Here is an 18101-nt window from a genome sequence, read left to right on the forward strand (position 1 = left end):
TCAGATGTTCCGTGACGGGTTCACCTTGAGGCCAGAGTTTCGGGGAATCCTGCACCCGATCGTGCACCCACTCGAACCCCAGCTTGAGGTAGGCGTCGGCTGCCGAGTCGTTGGTGTCGAGAACCCAGAGCTGCAGGCTCTCGGCACCGTCGCGCCGAGCCGGTCTTCCAACTCCTGCACCATCTGCCGCACCAGCCCTCGTCGGCGTCGGTTCGGCGCGACCCAGACGGACTCGATTAACCGCTTCTTCGGTCCTTCCTCGTCCGGCGCGGCCAGGCACGCGATCCCGACGGTCTCGCCACCCCGACGGGCCACCACCCATGACGACCGATCGAGGATGTCGATCCACTCCTCGGGCAGCCGCCGCGCCTCCGCGTCGAAGGTCGTCACGAACGCCTCCGGTGCGTCCCGGAGCGCCGCCAGGCGCATGACCTTGAGGTGCTCCCAGTCGGCAGGCTGCAGGAACGAGAATGTCGTCGAGGGCTCCGGATCGCCGACCACGCTCGCGAGCGCATCCAGGGGCGAGAGCACCTGAGTCATGACCTAGTGTCCATCGCCGCCGCCGAGTCTGCTCGGGGCGCGCCATGCCCGCCCGGACCTGCACCACCACCACCGCCACCGATGCCGACGTGGCTGTCGAATCTGGCGGCGCGAACTGTATCGCCTGACTGATCGCTCTGCTGTGTTCTGGTCGAAGCGTAGCGTCGACTTGTTACAGAGCGTGCCGCACCGTCGACCAAGTCCTCACGCCCTGTGAGTAGGATCTGTTGGTTAGTTCCTTGATACAGGAATCCAGCACAGCATCGACCCGCACGCGATCAGGGCCGTCAATCCGAATGCAGCCGGGTACCCCCCAAGCTCCACGGCCCACCCACCCAGCACGGGCCCGAAAATCGCGCCGACGTCCCCGACCATCTGGAAAGCGGCCAACGCCGGGCCGCCGCGATTGCCGTCGTCGGCCACCACGTCCGCCACCGCAGCCTCCACCGGTGGTGTCATGAGACCGGTGCCCGCACCCGATACGGCACACACGATCAGCAACTCGACCACCGACGTACTGACCCCCAGCCACAGCGTCGTGACCGCGACGATCAGCGTTCCGACGATCACAGTCGGCCGGCGCCCCCAACGGTCCGCCAGATGCCCGCCGAGTGGCAGTGTGACGACCGTTCCCGCCGCGAACGCGGTCAGCGCGGGACCCGACCAACTGCCCGACCGAGCCACCTCGTCGACCACGAAGAGCGGCACTAAGACGACGCGGATCCCGAAGACGGCCCAGCCGTCGAGGAAGTTCGACGTCAGCGCGGCCCGGTAGGTGCAGCTCCGCAACGCGGCGACGAAGGTCGGCGACGGTATGGCGTCCCGCCGCACGACGGCCGGGCCGACGCCGGGTTCGCGCAACCGGGTGCCGAGCACCGCAGCGACGACCACGAGCACGCCTGCGTAGGCCAGGAACGGTGCGCGCAGGCTGATCCCAATGAGCGCGCCCCCGACCAGCGGGCCCGCGACGGTGCCGGCGAGGAAGCCGGTCGCCCAAGCAGCCATGGCCCGCCCGCGCATACCGGACGGCGTCCTCCTGATCAATAGCGAAGCCGCGGCGACGGTGAACATTGTGGATCCGACGCCCCCCAGGGAGCGGACGATCAACAGCTCCGCGTAGCTCCTAGCGAACGCGCAAGCCGCACTGGACGCACCGACCACCAGCAGGCCGCATGAGAACACGAACTGTTCGCCGAGACGGTCGATCAGCTGGCCACTCACTGGGGCGAAGGCCAGCCGGACCAGCGCGAAGCCACTCACCACTGCCGCAGCCGCGGTGATCCCGACGTTGAAGCTGCGCGCGTACTCGGGCAGTGCCGGCGCGACGATTCCGTAGCCCACCGCGACCACAAAGCCCGCCCCGACCAGCAACCGGACGTCGAAGGGAAGACGCAAGCGTGCGGTCGCCCCAAGACGGTCACTTCGGCCCGGTGTCATCGATAGAATCGAACCACCACCGCGAGGACAGGGCCCGCAGACGGGCCACGAGATCGGGCGATCTCATTTTGGGCGAGGCTCAACCTGCGACAGGAACTCCTCAAGAAGCGCCGCGATGTCGACTCCGAGACCCCGCCTGCCTCTACTACCTCGGCAGGCAACGGCCGGAGCGGCACATCTCGCTCCGCGCGAGACGGCGGGTCACCGCCGGGGCAGAGCGATTCGGACCTCATCGATGGCCGTGGTGGCCGAGACGATGGTCCGCAGGTGGTGGACCCTTCGTATCCGACGTCCGCCCACCGCCGACCCCTGCGGTGACGGGCAGGTGCGCTGCTTCAACCCGGTGTTCTACGCGGTCGACACCGTTGTCCCGCTCGTCACCCTCGGGCAGCGCAGCGCCTGGTACCCCAACCGTGCCGCACCGTGGGGAGCCGCCGTGGACACGTGGCTCAACCTCGCCACGCTCCTCGGCTGGGTGCTCTCCTCGATCTTCCTGCTCTCGTTCACCAGATTGGCCAGGACCGCCTGACCGTCGGACGAAAACGCTAGGATGGCCTACCAGGCTGCCGGACACTGCTAGTACTACAGCCGTAAGTCGTGATCTTGCTGGTGGGGTGGCCCGGAACGCGGCGCGGCCACCGCGTGATCATCGTCCGTTGTGTCGACATCAGAAGATCAAGCGGTGGCCGCGGGCCACAGCGTAGGACCAGGGCGGTGGGACGCCGAGGCCGACCGGCTGCTGGGTCGGATGGCTGGGCGGTTCGGCCGGGTCGAGCCCCGGCGGCGGGTTCGTGGGTTCGTGTTGGGGTTGCTGGCCGATCTGCCGCGGAAGAGCTGCTGGACCATCGCCGAGCACGCTGGAGACCCCGATCCGCACGGCATGCAGTACCTGCTGGCCCGGGCAAGCTGGGACACCGACGGAGTGCGTGAGGATCTGCGCGACTACGTCGTCGGTGCGCTTGGCGACACCGACGCGGTGCTGGTGGTCGACGAGACCGGCGATCTGAAGAAGGGCGCCGCGACGGTCGGTGTCCAACGGCAGTACACCGGCACGGCCGGGCGGATCGAGAACGCCCAGGTCGCGGTCTACCTGACCTACGCCAGCAGCCGCGGGCACGCGATGATCGACCGCGAGCTCTACCTCCCGAAGTGCTGGATCGACGCCCCCGACCGACTGGTCGAGGCCGGAGTGCCCGACGAGGTCGACTTCGCAACCAAGCCCGCGCTGGCCACCGGCATGCTCACCCGCGCCCTGCGCGCGGGCACCCCAGCCCGGTGGGTGACCGGCGACGAGGTCTACGGCAACGATCCGGGCCTGCGCGTCGAGTGCGAGGCCCAGCAGATCGGCTACGTGCTGGCCATCGGCTGCGACCGCCACGTCCGCACCTCAGCCGGTCCGATCCGCGCCGACGCTCTGGTCGCCAGCTTGCCCCGCTGGGCATGGCAGCAACTCTCCGCCGGCGCGGGTGCGAAGGGAGAGCGCTACTACGACTGGGCCTGGATCACCCTGCCCCCCGACAACGCCGCCAGCAGTGACACCGACAGCGAGGACACGGGGTGTTGGTGGCTGCTGGTCCGGCGCCACCGCAACACCGGCAAGCTGGCGTTCTACCGCTGCTACTCCCCACACGTGGTGCCGCTGCGCGAGCTGGTCCGCGTCGCTGGCCGCCGCTGGAGCATCGAGGAGTCCTTCCAGGCGGGCAAGGGCCTGGCCGGACTCGATGAGCACCAGGTTCGCCGCTGGACGTCGTGGCAGCGCTGGACACTGCTGGCGATGATCGCCCACGCGCTGCTCGTGGTGATTGCAGCTAACGAGCATGCCGGCCAGCCCGCACCCGCAGGGATGATCCCCTTGACCTGCAGCGAGATCCGCCGCCTGCTCCTGGCCCTCGTCGTGACACCCCGCCGCCGGGCGTCCTGCCCGCGAGCCTGGTCAGCCTGGCGACGACGTCATCAACACCGAGCCCGAACCAGCCACTACAGCCGCCAGGAGGCAGCCCAGCGACGACCGTAACGATCTACGGCTGGAGTACTAGTGGCCCGACACGCATCGTTGGTCGGGTAATTGATCTCGCTAGCCGACGCGGCCACCCTGCCTGCACGACGAGTGCAGGAGGTGAGGAGTGGCGCGCAAACCGAGCGTGTTCGTCCGGTCGTTGTCGATGGACGAGGGCCGCAAGCTGCAGCGAATCACCCGGACGTCCAAGGACCCGGTCCGGATGCGCCGCGCGATCGTGGTCATGATGTCCGGCCAAGGCCAGACCGTCCGCGACATCACCTCGTTGCTGCAGGTCAGCGAGGACTACGTGCGCGATGTGATCCACGCGTTCAACGAGCGCGGGTTCGACGCGCTGGACCCAAAATGGAGCGGGGACGCCCGAGGAGGATCGGTGAGCAGATCCGCGAGTGGATCTGCCTGATCGCCCGCACGTCCCCCGCCGAGTGCGGCCTGACCGGGTTCTCGACCTGGTCGCTGACCAAGCTGCGTGACCACCTGCTCGCCGAGGGCATCGTCGCCGAACTGTCCCGGGAGACCCTGCGCCGGATCCTGCACGACGGCGGGATCTCCTGGCAGACCACGACCACCTGGAAAGCCTCTCCCGACCCGGACTTCATCCCGAAGATGCGCCGGATTCTGGACCTCTACGACCAGCCACCCGAGGACGGCCGGGTCGTGTGTGTCGATGAGTTCGGGCCGTTGAACCTGCTGCCCCGCAAAGGCAAAGCGTGGAGGCCGCGCCGCACGCCGCGGCGGCTGCGGGCGACCTACACCCGCACCGACGGGGTGATGCACATGCTCGCCGCACTCGACCTGGCCACCGGGAAGCTGTTCTACCGGATCCGGACACGGAAGCGGTGAATGGAGTTCCTCGGCCTGCTCAAGGCGTTGCGGGAGCGATGGCCGGCCGAGAAGCTGTACGTGGTCTGCGACAACTTCTCCCCGCACCGTCACGCCCGCGTCCAGGCATGGTGCGCCGCCCACGACGTCGAGTTGGTGTTCCTGCCCGACCTACGGCTCGTGGTTGAACTGGATCGAGGCCGAGTTCGCGGCGCTGCGCTACTTCGCCCTCAACGGCACCGACCACCGCAGCCACGCCGAGCAGAACAGCGCGATCGCCGGCTACGTCCGCTGGCACAACATCCGAGCACAGCCGAAGGTCAACTTCGCCACCGACTCACCGATCCGAACCTGGACCGATTACCCGGCCAAGGCTGCGTGACGCGCCACTAGGAGGTCGCGATGACCACGGACGACTCGCAACGACCAAATCGCCGGCAAGCGTCGATGCCGACAGTGGACGACGTATTCGGCGCGAGCAATCCGGTGCAGAAGGCCGAAGTCCTCGCACACAACGGCATATTCGATGACGGCGAAGTGGAGCAGTTCCTGGCCGACCTCTACGCCATGCGCCGCTCGGATGTCGCCTGAGAAATGCGCCGTGCCGCCCACGCGACCCGACGCGGTCGTCCCCGCCCGCAGAACGACACCTGGATTGCGGCCACCTGCCTGGCCTACGACCTTCCCCTCGCGACCTTGAACGTCAAGGATTTCAAGGACTTTGCCGAGCACGAGGGTTTGACGCTGATCGGCACCTGACGCTGGACCGTGGACTCGCGACCGGCTCCGTACCGTGGAGCCATTCGTGGAGCGAACTGCCGCCAACTGCTGCCCGTGGAGCCAACAACGTGCGGAGCACTGCTCGTAAATCCGCAGATCAGCAGCCATGCACGACCCAGTCGAGCGATTCCTAAACCGTGTGTCGCAGGTTCGAATCCTGCCGGGGGCACCGTCCTGAACTGCGACTATTTGAGGCTCGGTCTGTCGTGGACGCTCGTGGGGGATGGAATCAAACCGGGCGTCACGCGCTCGAATCCTCCTGCGCAGCCTCTCTACCAGGGACGTGACCTCAAGCCTCGGAGCCTCATCACCTTCGGCCACAGACTCTGCGGCTTGGATTGCGAGGTCTCGCGCTTATCTCGATCACCGTGTCGCTGTCGGGGAGGAGCGGGGTCGGCCTGCCGGGCGAACGACTGCCTACTGGTTCCTACGTCGCCGCGAATCCGGGCCAGCGCCTGTGCACGAGCTTGATCACCTGAACCCGGCGGGCGGAGAAGGTGTCCCCGCCAGGCAGGCGTCATCTCCCCATCCGGACGATCTCCCCATCCGGACGAATGCTCCGCGTGGTGCCAACGCGGCGACGGTGACAAGCACTCGGAGAACGCGCGCGCGGGCGGCGGCCCTCACCGTGCCGGCGACCCCGCCAACGGGAGGTGGGGCAGCAGCCGCTCCGCGATTGCACTCATCGACGGGCGGAGCGGCCGTGCGAAGTGCCGCTTCTTGCGCTCCCGCAGCAGCGCTTCCCCGTCGCGTGTCCAGTCGAACCCGGGCCGTCGCAGTAGCGTCCGGAACACCGCCGAGGCACAGGCGACATCGCGCGTGGCGAGCCGGCGAAACACGTGCGGCGGGACGCTGTCGTCGTCGAGATAGTCGAGCACCCGCTCCCGGTAGAGCCGGCGGCGTAGCAGCGACGGATCGGTGAACGCCTTCTCGACGAGTCCGAACTCCACGTAGTAGCCCAGCCCGTCCTCCTCGTCGTAGACCAGGGCCACGGACTCGGCGTCGGCCAATTCGGAGTCGACGCCGAACTCGGCGACCGCGGGAACGGGACCCTTCAGATCTGCCGTGATCTCTCGGTGACAGAACTCCCGGAATGCGCGCATCCGGTCCTCGACCTCCTCCCCCCGCAGCACGACCAGGTCCGAACCAAAGAAGCGGACGAACCGGTCGCGGTCCGCGCGCTGCAGCTCCCAGGCCTGCGCGAGCTTGTCCGGGTTTCGGAAGCCCAGCTCGGGGGACCGCATGGCCTGCTCGGCGGCGGCCCGATGGAGTTCCGCGCGGTACCGGGCCGGGAACACGCTCGTCGCTCCGCTGATCAGCCACTCGTCGCCGACGGGAACCAGCCGGGTGACGACGTATGAGCGGCGCGGCATCTGCCGGAACACCGCGGTCCCCGTGTTCGACCGCACTCGGTAGGTCAACTCGTCGATCAGGTTCTCCATGACAAGCCCCGCGCCGTCGCGGCGTTGCACCTCGAAGATGCCCTCTACGACGTCGCGCCAACCCAGCAGCATCTCCCGCTCGGCGTCGGGCAGGTCCGGACGCGCGGCGACGAACTGCTCCACGACGGTCCGCCCGTTCCGCAGCCGGAACTCGAGCAGGAAATGATCGATCACCATCGTCAACCGCTGCTCGTCGGTGACAACCGGATGCAGGCCGGCCGCCGCCATCGCCTCCTGGAATGCCCTGTCGAACCGGGGCTGGCGGGAGAATTCGAGCAGCTCCCGCTTCAGCTCGACACTGCGCACAACCAGGGCGTCCACGTCGGTCCGGCTCGTCCCCGCCACTGACGGAGGTTATCCGGGCGGCAGTCAGCGCCGCCGGCAGGCCAACACGTTGCTCGGTCGGTTGCAGGCTCCCGGTGCTTCAGGTGTGATCCGGCGGTAGGTGCTGCAGCCTTCGTGGATCGGGGAAGCCGAGGCTGGTGTACCCGGGAGCGCGCTTGCTCAGGGACGAGGCCAGCACGCGGGTGTCGATGTTGTGGTAGTCGTGAACCTCGACGACTTCCTTGCCGGGGTAAGGCCGAAAGGATCCGCCCGACGTACTGGACCAGACGGCCCTTGAAGGCGATCGGCGCGGCGAGGAACACCGTGTCGAGCGCGGCGCAGTCGAATCCCTCCCCGACGTAGGGACCGGTGGCGACGACCAGCAGCGGCCCGTCCTCGGGCCTCAACTGGTCAAGCGCGCCAACCCGCTTGCGGGCACCCATGCCGCCACGGAGCACCACCGGGTCGCGGCCAGCTTCGCGCAGCTTCTCCCCGAGCACGTCGACGTGCGCGGTCCACTGGGTCAAGAGCATGCAGTGGCGGCCCCGGTCAAGTGCCGCCACGACGTCGGCTACCAGCTGCTGGTTGCGGCTCTCGTCCGCGACGAGATCGCGGTAGATCGCGGCGATCCCACCAGGCGCCGACGGATCGACGTCTCCGCAGTAGACGAACGCGGTCAGATGAACGGTGAGCGATCGGTCCGGGGATCCCCCGGCCGCCGCAGCGGCCAAGGTGCCAGGCGCGGGCGCCGACATCGTGTGCCGGACCGGGCCGAGCTGCAGCGCGATCATGTCGTCCAGCTGGTCGCGCCGGTAGGGAGTCGCAGTCAGACCCAGCCACCGCTTTGCCCCGATCTGCCGCACCGCGTTCTCGAACGCCGCCGCCGGGATGTGATGGCACTCGTCGACCACCACCAGCCCATACGTGGCGGTCAGCTCAGCCAGGTCGTCGCGCCGAGCCAGGGTCTGCAGCATCGCGACGTCGACGGTTCCCCGCATCTTCGCCCGACCTCCGCCGAGCTGGCCCGCGGTCACGCCGAGATGCTCCTGCAGGCGCGCCCGCCACTGATCGGCCAACGTCTTGCGATCGACCAACACAAGTGTCGAGGTCGCATGACGAGCAATCACGGCGCAGGCGATCACCGTCTTCCCCGCGCCGGGCGGTGCGACCAGGACCCCCAGCTCATGATCCGCGAGATCCGCAACCGACGCTGCCTGGTCATCGCGCAGCCTGGCGGTGAACCCGAACTGCCGCGACTCCCCACCCACCCGCTCATCGGCGAACTCGAGCTTGCTGCCTGCTTCCTCGACGACGGCGGCCACGACGTCGGCCAAACCTCGGGGCAGCACCAACTTGCCGTCGAGGGTCTCGTCATAGCAGTGCAGGAACCGCGGGATCCCCCAGGTGGAGAACCGGCGCCGCTGCCGGTCGAAGAACGCAGGCTTCGGCATCGACGCCGCGTGCTTCAGCGTGGCCAACGCCGCCGGAGTGAGCTCGGCCATATCGAGGGCGACGCCCGCACCCAGCGTCGCGCGCACCAGCGGCGCGGGTTGTGGCCGGGTGCGCGTCGCGGTCGCCGGAGTCAGCCGGTCCACCGCCGCACCCACCCGCACCGGGCCCACCCGCGCTGCGAGACGGTCCACCTCCCGCGGCGACAGCCGGTGCAAGCTGGACAGGTACGCCCACTGGTCCTCCTGCGGCTCCAAGGTACCCAGCTCGAGGAAGACGGTCGCGCCCTCCTTCCGCGAGCGCCCCTGCAGCGGCGCTGCGATCAGATTGCCGATGCTGCCCGATGCGGGGAGCGCGTCCTGGGAGGGAACAACCGATCGTAGCTGGACAGATCCATACGGCCGCGCAACGCGATGGCCTCCCGCAGCAGCCCCGACCCCAGCGTCCGCGCCGTCGTCGCTGGCACCGCACCGCTGAAGAAGATCCACACATGCGCCCCGATCCCCGACCGGGACACCTCCAACGCCGCCGGCACGCTGATCGCCCGAGCCGCCTTCAGATACGACAGCGCATCGAGCATGGCCGCCGGGCCGTCGAAGTCCGCAGCCAGCCAACAGCACGTGTCCCCGTCCAGAAGCGGATAGAGCCCGACGTGCACCTCGCCTATGAGATGCGCGGCGACAATGTCATCGGTCAAGGCCAGATAGGGCCGGTTCGACCCCTTCCGCCAGCCGCCGGCGACGGCCGGCGCCCACCCCGACCGGCCCGAGCGTGCGTTCTCCCACCGAGTCGCGTACACATCCCGCCGGGCCGCGAACAACGAACGGAAGAACCGGATTTTGTCTCCCGCAGGCGACGACGCCGTGACCGGACCCGGCCGCTCGAGGAACAACCCCGTCTGGGCCGCCTCCGGTAGACGCGCCTGCTGCGGCGTCATCTCCAACAGCCGGAGCAACCGCACATTTTCCGACCGCAGCCGGGCCAACTCCCGCTCAAGCTCCGCAGCTCGGTCGGACGGCTCCACACCGACACCATTTCACGCTGCCGGTCTGCTCACGCCGTCCGTGACCCTGAGGGTGCGAGAGGTGTAGGTGCCTCCACCGGCTTCTACAGGAAGTACGCAGCGACGCCCGGCGAGCGTCGGTCCGAGATTCTCGGTGGAATCGGCCACCTCAATCGGGTCGACACGTCGACACGTACAACACCGCCGATGATGGTGCGATGATGGACGGGGAGGTGGACAACGATGAGCATGCCTGCCGGCGACGGCGCTCACGAGTTCGTCGTCGCGCCCGAGCTGGCCGAGGTCGCCGAGCGGCTCGGCGTACCCCTGCACGCCGGCGACCGGGTGCGGTTCGAGGTCATCGAAGGAGGCCTCGCCGACGGCGGCGCACCGACACGGCACGAGCCCTGGCCGCCCGCCTGGGTCGACTCGATCGTCACCGACGACGAGCACCTCGCCAGCCGCGCTCGTGAAGTCATGAGAGCCGAGTTCGGCGAGAAGTGATCCTGGTCGACACAGGCCCCATCGTCGCCGCTGCGTCGACCCGGGACGAACACCACGCCACCTGTCTCGCCGCACTGAGCAGCTTGCGCGAGCCACCCTTCATCACACCCCTCGTGGTGATGGAGGTCTGCTACTTCCTCTCGACTCGGGCGACACCCGCGGCCGAGGCCGCCTTCCTGCGCTCCATCGCCGTCGGCTCCTTCAACCTCATCGCCCTCACCCCCGAGGACCTGGAACGCTGCGCGCAGCTCGTCGAGCGCTACGCCGACCTGCCCCTCGGCGCTGCCGATGCCAGCATCGTCGCCGTCGCAGAGCGCCTCGGCATCCGGCAGGTCCTGACCCTCGACCGCACCCACTTCTCGATCGTCCGCCCCCGCCACGTCGACGCCTTCGAGCTGCTCCCGTAGCGCCACCGGTCACCGGCGTGGGGAACGGATTGGGGGATGAACCACAGCTAACCAGCGACGCCAACGAGGCCACAGCGAGAGACGGCGCGACGAAAGTTGCTGGCAGCGGCCACGGTCGGCAATGTTGCGAGCCTTTCTAAACCGTGTGTCGCAGGTTCGAATCCTGCCGGGGGCACCGCGTGTGACCTGCGATTTCCGCGGGCCCGGCCTGCTTCAGACGCAGTTGGGGGATGGATTCAAACCGGGCGTCACGTACTCGAATCCGCCGGGCAGGCCCCCTACCTGGGCGTTTGTCGCATCCGAGTTCGGAAAGCCGCTGGTCCGGAGCGTTGATGCTCGCCGGACGCGGGCGCGCCGCCGCAGTCTTGTCGGGGTCGGTGGTTACGGTCGCCCGCAGCGAAACCACCCGTCCGAGGAGTCGCCTGCATGCAGCTCGTGACCATCGATGGCATCGATCCGACCAGCCTCCGGCTGGCGGTCGGGGCACAGACGTACAGCAGGGGTGTCGCGTACGCGCGGCAGCGCGCGGTTCTCCACATGGAGTGGGACGACGTCGACTCCCTGCTGCAGGCGCTGGTGCGAGGCAACAGTGGCGACGCCTACGAGACGAGCGTGTACTTCAAGCCATCACGGGGCGGAGCGGAACTCGCGTTCACGTTCGGCGAGTGCACGTGCCCGGTCGGGATCAACTGCAAGCATGTTGTCGCCGCAGCAGTCACCGCGACGGGTGCGGCCGCTCCCACCGCGGCGGCCGGGCGCGCGCAGCCGGCGCCGTCGTGGGAGCAGAGCCTGGGAGCGCTGATTCCACCGGGCCGGCCGGACTCACCGCAATCCGCTGCCGACGTCCCGCTCGCCCTCGAACTCTCCCTCTCCGTGCCGCCGGTTCCCGCGGCGCAGCGCAACCGAGCGTCGGCGAAGCCGAAACTGCTGGCCCGACTCGTGCGGCCAGGTCGCACCGGGTGGGTGGGCGACCAGATGAGCTGGGGCAGGCTCCAAACCTCCTACTACTTCAGCGGCTGCCGCGCCTCGCACCTGCAGCTACTGCGGGAGCTGTACGCGCTGCACACCTCGCGCGCCGGAGCGCCGAGCTACTACTCCACCCGCGACGACAAGACGATCGACCTCGCCGCATTCGACAGCCGGCGGCTGTGGCCGTTGCTGGACGAGGCCGCCGAAATCGGCCTGCAGCTCGTGCACGCCCGCAAACGGCTCGGACCGGTCGAGCGGTACGTCGAGGCACAGCTGTGCCTCGACGTCAGGGCGGGAGCAGATCCTGGCTCGCTGACTATTGCGCCGATGCTGCAGGTCGACGGCCCTTCCGGCGACGATCATGGTGACACGATCCCGGTCCTGTTCATCGGCGCCCAGGGTCATGGCGCCGTGCTGGTGTCCCGAACGCAGGTTCAGAGGAACGCCCCTGCCGACTGGAGCCTCCGGCTCGCAAAGCTCGCCACCCCGGCAACGGTGCCGCTCCAACGGATGGTCCTGGAGAATCAGCGCCTGCCGGTGCCGGCGGGGCAACAGGCCCGGTTCCGCGACGAGTTCTACCCGCGGTTGCGCAGACTCGGGGCGGTCACGTCGTCCGACGGGTCCTTCACCCCGCCCGCCATCTCCGGGCCCACCCTTGTCCTGCGGGCGACCTACGGCGACCGTCACGACCTGACGATGAGCTGGGAGTGGGCCTACGAGGTAGGCGATGCGAAGAAGCGGCTCCCGCTGGCATCGGTCGTCGACGAGGACATCCGGGACCCGGTCGCGGAACGAGCCGTGCTGGACGCGCTCGACGTCCCGCTGGAGCGGCTGGGGCTGCGCGGCGACGGGCCGGAACAGGAGCCCACGCCCGACGCACGGCTGACCGGCCTGGACACAATGCGGTTCTCCACCGACGTCCTCCCGCTGCTGGCCGACGCCCCCGATGTCGTCATCGAGCTCAGCGGGGACGTTCCCGCCTACCGAGAGGCGGGCGACTCGCTGCAGATCGGCGTGTCGACAAGCACGGTGAGAGGCGAGACGGACTGGTTCGACCTCGGCGTCACCGTGACCGTCGAGGGACGCGAAGTCCCCTTCGCGGACATGTTCATGGCGCTGGCCTCGGGCGAGTCGCACCTGCTGCTGGCCGACGGGGCGTACTTCTCCCTGCAGAAGCCCGAGCTGCAAGCGCTGCGCACACTCATCGAGGAGGCGCGGGCCCTGCAGGACCGGACCGGCGGCCCGCTGCGGATCAGCCGGTTCCAGGCGGGCCTGTGGGAGGAGCTGGCCGCGTTGGGCGTCGTCGAGCGCCAGGCGCGGGCGTGGCAGCAGCAGGTCGCCGGCCTGCTGTCGCTCGACCAGCTCACCGAAACCGAGCCGCCCGCGACCCTGTCCGCACAGCTGCGGCCCTACCAGCGCGAGGGATTCAACTGGTTGTGCTTCCTCTGGCGCCACCAGCTCGGTGGCATTCTCGCCGACGACATGGGTCTGGGTAAGACCCTGCAGGCGCTCGCGCTCATCTGTCACGCCAAGCATGTCGACCCCACCGGAGACCCGTTCCTCATCGTCGCTCCGACGAGCGTCGTGGCCAACTGGGCGGCCGAAGCTACGCGATTCGCACCCGATCTCGCGGTAGTGACGATCACCGACACCTTTCGGCGGCGCGGCCAGGACCTCAACGACGTCATCACCGGAGCAGACATCGTCGTCACCTCCTACACCCTGTTCCGGCTCGACGCCGACGCATACGCATCGGTCACGTGGTCGGGTTTGCTCCTCGACGAGGCGCAGTTCGTCAAGAACCACCAGTCCCGGATCTACCAGTGCGCACGCCAGTTGCCGGCTCCGTTCAAGCTGGCGATCACCGGTACCCCCATGGAGAACAACCTCATGGAGCTGTGGTCGCTACTGTCGATCACAGCGCCGGGCCTGTTCCCGAGCCCCACCCGCTTCCGCGAGCACTACGCCCGCCCCATCGAGAAACAGACCGACCCTGAGCTGCTGGCCCGGCTGCGGCGCCGGATCAAGCCGCTGGTCAAGCGCCGGACCAAGGAGCAGGTCGCCGCCGACCTGCCGGCGAAGCAGGAGCAGGTCCTCGAGGTGGACCTCGACCCGCGCCACCGCCGCATCTACCAGCGGCACCTGCAACGCGAGCGACAGAAGGTCCTCGGGCTCGTCCACGACGTGGACCGCAACCGGTTCACCATCCTGCGGTCGCTCACCCTGCTGCGCCAGCTCAGCCTGCATCCCGCGCTCGTCGAGCCGGAGCACGCACACCTCGGCGCCAGCAAGGTCGACGCACTGGTGGGGCAGCTGCGCGACGTCATCGACGGCGGGCACCGCGCCCTGGTCTTCAGCCAGTTCACCGGTTTCCTCGCCCACGTCCGGGAGCGCCTCGACTCAGCCGGCGTCGAGTACAACTACCTCGACGGCACGACGCGGAACCGGCCGTCGGTCATCCGACGGTTCAAGAACGGCGCGGCGCCGGTGTTCCTGATCAGCCTCAAGGCGGGCGGCTTCGGGCTGAACCTCACCGAGGCGGACTACTGCTTCCTGCTCGACCCCTGGTGGAACCCCGCAACGGAAGCGCAGGCGGTGGACCGCACACACCGCATCGGGCAGACCCGCAACGTCATGGTGTATCGCCTCATCGCCAAGGACACCATCGAGGAAAAGGTGCTCGCCCTGGCAAAACGGAAGGCCGAACTGTTCACCGGAGTAATGGACGACGGCGCGGTGTTCGGCTCCAAGCTGAACGCCGACGACATCAAGGCCCTGCTCGCCTGAGTGGCGCCGAGCCCCGAACTACTGCTCCCGTGCGGCGGGCCCATGGCGGGCAGGCTCGCCGCACCGGTTGGCGACAGACTCCTGGCGCTTCAGGTGCGATCCGGCGGTAGGTGCTGCAGCCTTCGTGGATCGGGAAAGCCGAGGCTGGTGTACCCAGGAGCGCGTTTGGCCAGGGACGAGGCCAGCACACCCGTGTCGACGTCGTGGTAGTCGTGAACCTCGACGACTTCTTTGCCGGGGTAGGGCCGAAGGATCCGCCCGACATACTGGACCAGACGGCCCCTGAAGGCGATCGGTGCGGCGAGGAACGGTGCGGCGAGGAACACCGTGTCGAGCGCGGCGCAGTCGAATCCCTCCCCCACGTAAGGACCGGTGGCGACGACCAGCAACGGCCCGTCTTCGGGCCTCAACTGGTCAAGCGCGCCAGCCCGCTCGCGGGCGCCCATGCCTCCGCGGAGCACTACCGGGCCGCACTCGGCCACGCGCAGCTTCTCTGCGAGCAGGTGGACGTGCGCGGTCCACTGGGTCAAAAGCAGGCAGTGGCGGCCCCGATCGAGTGCGGCCACGATGTCGGCAACCAGCTGATGATTGCGGCACTCGTCTGCGACCGAAGATTGCGAAGCTCAGCGCCGGAAGAGGGTCGGCGGGACGCCGTACTCGGCGCGGAAGGCGCGGGCGAACTGCCCCGTGCTCCGGTACCCGCACTGCAAGGCGATCCGCGTGACGCTGTCGGGCGTGCGCCGCAGAAGCTCCGCCGCCGTCTCGAGCCGCATCCGCCGCAGGTAGCGGTACGGCGTGACCCCTACCGCCAATGCGAAAGCGCGGATGAAGTGGAACTTGCTGACCCGGGCCAGCGCGGCGAGGTCGTCGACGGTGGTGTCGTCTCCCAGGTGCGCCCGCATGTGGTCGACGACCCGCCTGGTCTCGACCTCGCTCAGCGGCAGCGCCGCCGCACGCGGGGCCTCGCGGCGCCGCACCGGTTGGCCGGCCAGAAAGGCGAGACGGGCGACCAGCGCCTGCGCCAGGGAGTCGGCGTACAGCGCGGGCGCCTCGGCGGCCAGCGCCTGGGCGAGGGTGCGCACCGACACGGCGACGTACGGGTCGTCCAGGCTGAGCGCGTCGGGAACGACAGGCCGGCCGCCGCGGCCGGATCGAGCCGGAGGTGCAGCGACGTCATGGGCTCCTGCGAGGTGCTGCGCCACCGGAGCACGCTGGTGTTGCCCGGGGCCGTCACCCCGATCGACCCGGGCCGGTAGGAGGCGGCCCGCCAGGAGGACCCGTGGCGGCTCTCGATGCGGTACCGCCCGCTGGTGACGAGCACGACGAGCAGGCTGTCCGAGCTGGAGACGAACGGGTCGGTCTCGACGGGATCGGCATAGGTGAGGGCCCGGACCGTGCTCCAGCCCAGCGCGTCGCTGGATCGCACCAGCCGTGACGGCAGCCCGTCCGGGGCGCCGTCGGGTTCGTGGCCGTGCACCAGCATCTCGACGATCCTAGGTGGGCCGGCGTCGGCTGGCGCGACGCTACCGACGAGCCCGCCGCCCGAATCCTGCGGCGCCTGGCCTCCTGACCACGTCCTCGCAGAGGCCGTTGCGTCCTCGCATGACCGATCGTCCTTGCGAAGACGTCATGGACTCTGCGAAGACGGGTTGTCCGGCTGATCGATGAGATTCGGAGCTTCCCGCCGTCTGATCCGGCGACAGCTTCTCCCGCGATCCCCGACGAGGTGATGACGGTGACTCTCCCCCGCAATGCAACGCGGTTCGGTGCACTGCAGATCGCGATCTGCGTGTTGGCCGCGGCAACCGCGGTGTGCCACATCTACCTGGGTGTGGTCACCCACGTCATGGTGGCCACCCAGCCCGAGGCGACAGCCGCAGCCGGCGGCGCGGCCGCGCTCGGGTTCTTCGCCGCGCTGTTCTACCTCGATGCCCTCGGCTACATCGTGCTGACCGTTGCCCTCTACCTCCCGGCCCTCGCCCGGTTCCGGCGGCTGATCCGCTGGGCCCTGATCGCGCTGACGGCTGCAACGATCATCGCGTACTTCGCCCTGATCCAGGGCCACTACGACGCGATCGGCATCGGAAACAAGATCGTCGAGGTGGCGCTGATCGTCCTGCTGGTCGTCGAGGGCCGCCGCGAGCGTCTCCACGCGTAGGTCGCCGGACGCACCGCGGGTCTCGACCGTCGCGGCCGGCGTCGTCGGCCGCGGGATGTACGAGGCCGCGGGCGCGTGGGGCGGGACCAACCCGTTCCCGGGCCCGCTCGTCGTGCTCACCCACCGCCCGGAGGACCAGCCCGCCCCGGAGGCCGGGTTCACGTTCGTCTCCGGGCTCGACGAGGCACTCGCCCGGGCGGCGACCGCCGGCGGCGACGGAGACGTCTCCATCGGCGCGGCGGGGCGGACGTGATCCGGCAGGCGTTGGCCGCAGGGAGGGTCGACGAGCTGGCCATCTCGACGGCACCGGTGATCCTCGGTGCCGGCAAGCGCCTCTTCGACGGCTTCGCCCGCGACATCGACCTCGAGGTGGCGAAGGTCTACAGCTCGCCCTACGCCACGCACGTGCGCTACGCGGTCAAGAAGTAGCCGCGCTACTCGACGTAGCTCCGCAGTACCTGCGACCGGGCCGGGTGGCGCAGCTTCGTCATCGTCTTCGTCTCGATCTGCCGGATCCGCTCGCGCGTGACCCCGTAGGTCCGGCCGATCTCGTCGAGCGTGCGGGGCCGGCCGTCGGTGAGCCCGAACCGCAGCCGGATCACCCCGGCCTCCCTGTCGGACAGCGTCGCCAGCACGCTCCGCAGCTCGGCCTGCAGCAACGTCAGGTCCACCGAGGCGAACGCACTCGCGGCCCCGCTGTCCTCGATGAGATCACCGAGCCGCGTGTCGCCCTCTTCGCCGAGCGGTTCGTCGAGCGACACCGGCTCGCGTCCGTACCGCTGGATCTCCGTCACCCTGTCCTCGGTGACGTCGATCGCCACGGCCAGTTCCTGCGGCGTCGCCTCGCGGCCGAGCTCCTGGAGCAGGGTGCGCCGGGCGCGATGCAGCCGGGTGATCAGCTCGCCGACGTGGACCGGGATGCGGATCGTCCGTGACTGGTCGGCGAGGGCCCGGCCGAGGGCCTGGCGGATCCACCACGTCGCGTACGTCGAGAACTTGTAGCCCTGGGCGTAGTCGAACTTCTCGACCGCGCGCACCAGGCCGATGTTGCCCTCCTGGATCAGGTCGAGGAAGCCGAGGCCACGTCCCGTGTAGCGCTTGGCCAGCGACACCACCAGCCGCAGGTTGGCCTCCAGGAGGTGGTTCCTTGCCCGGCTCCCGTCGGCGGCGATCAGGCCCAGGTCGCGGCGCAGCCGGGGGTTGAGCGCCTCGCCCGACTCCGCCGCACACCGCAGCCGTTCGGTGGCGAAGACGCCCGCTTCGATCCGCTTGGCCAGGTCGACCTCCTGCGCCGCGTCGAGCAGGGCGACCCTGCCGACCTCGCGCAGGTAGACCCGCACCGGATCGGGCACGGTGCCGGAGTGGCCCCCGGCCCGCAGCGGCCGTGTCGTCATACGGCGGGGTGCAGGAACACCACTCGATCAGCCATCGGTGCCTCCTCATGATCGCCGTGCCGTGGCGC

At 69.1% G+C, this 18101-nt stretch carries 19 protein-coding genes and 2 pseudogenes; 13 read left to right on the top strand and 8 right to left on the bottom strand.

The window, feature by feature from the left end:
• Both RM445_RS08395 and RM445_RS08400 read right to left on the bottom strand, forming a co-directional pair.
• Positions 1-390, bottom strand: a complete 390-nt coding sequence (locus tag RM445_RS08395) for a GNAT family N-acetyltransferase (protein WP_311555559.1) — start codon at positions 388-390, stop codon at positions 1-3.
• A gap of 381 nt (positions 391-771) precedes the next feature.
• The gene (locus RM445_RS08400) at positions 772-1935 is read right to left on the bottom strand and encodes an MFS transporter (RefSeq protein WP_311555560.1); all 1164 of its coding nucleotides are present in this window, start codon (positions 1933-1935) and stop codon (positions 772-774) included.
• Positions 1936-2212: 277 nt separating this feature from the next.
• On the opposite strand from RM445_RS08400, the gene RM445_RS08405 reads away from it, so the two are divergent.
• From RM445_RS08405 to RM445_RS08435, 7 genes are all read left to right on the top strand, one after another.
• Positions 2213-2506, top strand: a complete 294-nt coding sequence (locus RM445_RS08405) for a hypothetical protein (RefSeq protein ID WP_311555561.1) — start codon at positions 2213-2215, stop codon at positions 2504-2506.
• A 219-nt stretch (positions 2507-2725) separates the two neighbouring features.
• Positions 2726-3991 (top strand): IS701 family transposase, encoded by a 1266-nt coding sequence (locus tag RM445_RS08410; RefSeq protein ID WP_449619175.1) that lies wholly within the window; start codon positions 2726-2728, stop codon positions 3989-3991.
• 109 nt (positions 3992-4100) lie between these two features.
• Positions 4101-4397 (top strand): helix-turn-helix domain-containing protein, encoded by a 297-nt coding sequence (locus RM445_RS08415; RefSeq protein WP_311555562.1) that lies wholly within the window; start codon positions 4101-4103, stop codon positions 4395-4397.
• Positions 4340-4837: a helix-turn-helix domain-containing protein gene (locus RM445_RS08420; RefSeq protein WP_311555563.1), complete on the top strand. Its 498-nt coding sequence runs from the start codon at positions 4340-4342 to the stop codon at positions 4835-4837. The genes RM445_RS08415 and RM445_RS08420 overlap by 58 nt, the downstream gene beginning before the upstream one ends.
• A gap of 163 nt (positions 4838-5000) precedes the next feature.
• A complete protein-coding gene (locus RM445_RS08425; protein WP_311555564.1) occupies positions 5001-5198 on the top strand; it encodes a hypothetical protein in 198 nt (65 codons plus the stop codon).
• Positions 5199-5218: 20 nt separating this feature from the next.
• Positions 5219-5407: a hypothetical protein gene (locus RM445_RS08430; protein WP_311555565.1), complete on the top strand. Its 189-nt coding sequence runs from the start codon at positions 5219-5221 to the stop codon at positions 5405-5407.
• A gap of 3 nt (positions 5408-5410) precedes the next feature.
• Entirely contained in the window at positions 5411-5575 is a 165-nt protein-coding gene (locus tag RM445_RS08435; protein ID WP_311555566.1) for a PIN domain-containing protein, read from the top strand.
• 644 nt (positions 5576-6219) lie between these two features.
• On the opposite strand, the gene RM445_RS08440 is transcribed toward RM445_RS08435, so the two are convergent.
• From RM445_RS08440 to RM445_RS08450, 3 genes and pseudogenes are all read right to left on the bottom strand, one after another.
• Positions 6220-7359 carry a hypothetical protein gene (locus RM445_RS08440; RefSeq protein WP_311555567.1) on the bottom strand — a complete coding sequence of 380 codons (1140 nt, stop codon included), beginning with the start codon at positions 7357-7359 and terminating at the stop codon, positions 6220-6222.
• A complete protein-coding gene (locus RM445_RS08445) occupies positions 7326-8684 on the bottom strand; it encodes a DEAD/DEAH box helicase (RefSeq protein WP_311555568.1) in 1359 nt (452 codons plus the stop codon). The genes RM445_RS08440 and RM445_RS08445 overlap by 34 nt, the downstream gene beginning before the upstream one ends.
• A 372-nt stretch (positions 8685-9056) precedes the next feature.
• A pseudogene (locus RM445_RS08450) lies at positions 9057-9748 on the bottom strand (TOTE conflict system archaeo-eukaryotic primase domain-containing protein); the annotation flags it as partial.
• A 309-nt stretch (positions 9749-10057) separates the two neighbouring features.
• On the opposite strand from RM445_RS08450, the gene RM445_RS08455 reads away from it, so the two are divergent.
• The 3 genes from RM445_RS08455 to RM445_RS08465 all read left to right on the top strand — a co-directional run bounded on the left by RM445_RS08455 (position 10058) and on the right by RM445_RS08465 (position 14481).
• Entirely contained in the window at positions 10058-10318 is a 261-nt protein-coding gene (locus RM445_RS08455; protein WP_311555570.1) for an MBL fold metallo-hydrolase, read from the top strand.
• The gene (locus RM445_RS08460; protein ID WP_311555571.1) at positions 10315-10725 is read left to right on the top strand and encodes a type II toxin-antitoxin system VapC family toxin; all 411 of its coding nucleotides are present in this window, start codon (positions 10315-10317) and stop codon (positions 10723-10725) included. The genes RM445_RS08455 and RM445_RS08460 overlap by 4 nt, the downstream gene beginning before the upstream one ends.
• Before the next feature lie 426 nt (positions 10726-11151).
• Positions 11152-14481 carry a DEAD/DEAH box helicase gene (locus RM445_RS08465; RefSeq protein ID WP_311555572.1) on the top strand — a complete coding sequence of 1110 codons (3330 nt, stop codon included), beginning with the start codon at positions 11152-11154 and terminating at the stop codon, positions 14479-14481.
• An 89-nt stretch (positions 14482-14570) separates the two neighbouring features.
• Here the strand turns inward: RM445_RS08465 and RM445_RS08470 are convergent, their stop codons facing one another.
• Complete coding sequence (locus RM445_RS08470) at positions 14571-15047, bottom strand: DEAD/DEAH box helicase (protein ID WP_311555573.1); 477 nt, start codon at positions 15045-15047, stop codon at positions 14571-14573.
• Between the two features lie 57 nt (positions 15048-15104).
• Positions 15105-15683 (bottom strand): helix-turn-helix transcriptional regulator, encoded by a 579-nt coding sequence (locus tag RM445_RS08475; protein ID WP_311555574.1) that lies wholly within the window; start codon positions 15681-15683, stop codon positions 15105-15107.
• Between the two features lie 533 nt (positions 15684-16216).
• Here RM445_RS08475 and RM445_RS08480 point away from each other — a divergent pair.
• From RM445_RS08480 to RM445_RS08490, 3 genes are read left to right on the top strand one after another with little or no spacing between them, the layout of a single operon-like run.
• The gene (locus RM445_RS08480; RefSeq protein ID WP_311555575.1) at positions 16217-16639 is read left to right on the top strand and encodes a hypothetical protein; all 423 of its coding nucleotides are present in this window, start codon (positions 16217-16219) and stop codon (positions 16637-16639) included.
• A gap of 55 nt (positions 16640-16694) precedes the next feature.
• Positions 16695-16892: a hypothetical protein gene (locus RM445_RS08485; protein WP_311555576.1), complete on the top strand. Its 198-nt coding sequence runs from the start codon at positions 16695-16697 to the stop codon at positions 16890-16892.
• Positions 16889-17068 (top strand): dihydrofolate reductase family protein, encoded by a 180-nt coding sequence (locus RM445_RS08490; RefSeq protein ID WP_311555577.1) that lies wholly within the window; start codon positions 16889-16891, stop codon positions 17066-17068. Before RM445_RS08485 ends, RM445_RS08490 begins: the two co-directional genes overlap by 4 nt.
• Positions 17069-17073: 5 nt before the next feature.
• Here RM445_RS08490 and RM445_RS08495 read toward each other — a convergent pair.
• Positions 17074-17985: pseudogene (locus RM445_RS08495) on the bottom strand (RNA polymerase sigma factor); the annotation flags it as partial.
• Positions 17986-18101: the final 116 nt, after the last annotated feature.

The organism is Pseudonocardia charpentierae (assembly GCF_031845345.1).
Classification (GTDB): Bacteria; Actinomycetota; Actinomycetes; order Mycobacteriales; family Pseudonocardiaceae; genus Pseudonocardia; species Pseudonocardia charpentierae.

Bases quoted from the DNA above. Each gene is read 5' to 3' on its own strand.
- RM445_RS08455 (WP_311555570.1), top strand. From the start codon at position 10,058: ATGAGCATGCCTGCCGGCGACGGCGCTCACGAGTTCGTCGTCGCGCCC.
- RM445_RS08420 (WP_311555563.1), top strand. From the start codon at position 4,340: ATGGAGCGGGGACGCCCGAGGAGGATCGGTGAGCAGATCCGCGAGTGG.
- RM445_RS08410 (WP_449619175.1), top strand. From the start codon at position 2,726: ATGGCTGGGCGGTTCGGCCGGGTCGAGCCCCGGCGGCGGGTTCGTGGG.
- RM445_RS08485 (WP_311555576.1), top strand. From the start codon at position 16,695: ATGTACGAGGCCGCGGGCGCGTGGGGCGGGACCAACCCGTTCCCGGGC.
- RM445_RS08435 (WP_311555566.1), top strand. From the start codon at position 5,411: ATGCGCCGTGCCGCCCACGCGACCCGACGCGGTCGTCCCCGCCCGCAG.
- RM445_RS08430 (WP_311555565.1), top strand. From the start codon at position 5,219: ATGACCACGGACGACTCGCAACGACCAAATCGCCGGCAAGCGTCGATG.
- RM445_RS08405 (WP_311555561.1), top strand. From the start codon at position 2,213: ATGGCCGTGGTGGCCGAGACGATGGTCCGCAGGTGGTGGACCCTTCGT.
- RM445_RS08465 (WP_311555572.1), top strand. From the start codon at position 11,152: ATGCAGCTCGTGACCATCGATGGCATCGATCCGACCAGCCTCCGGCTG.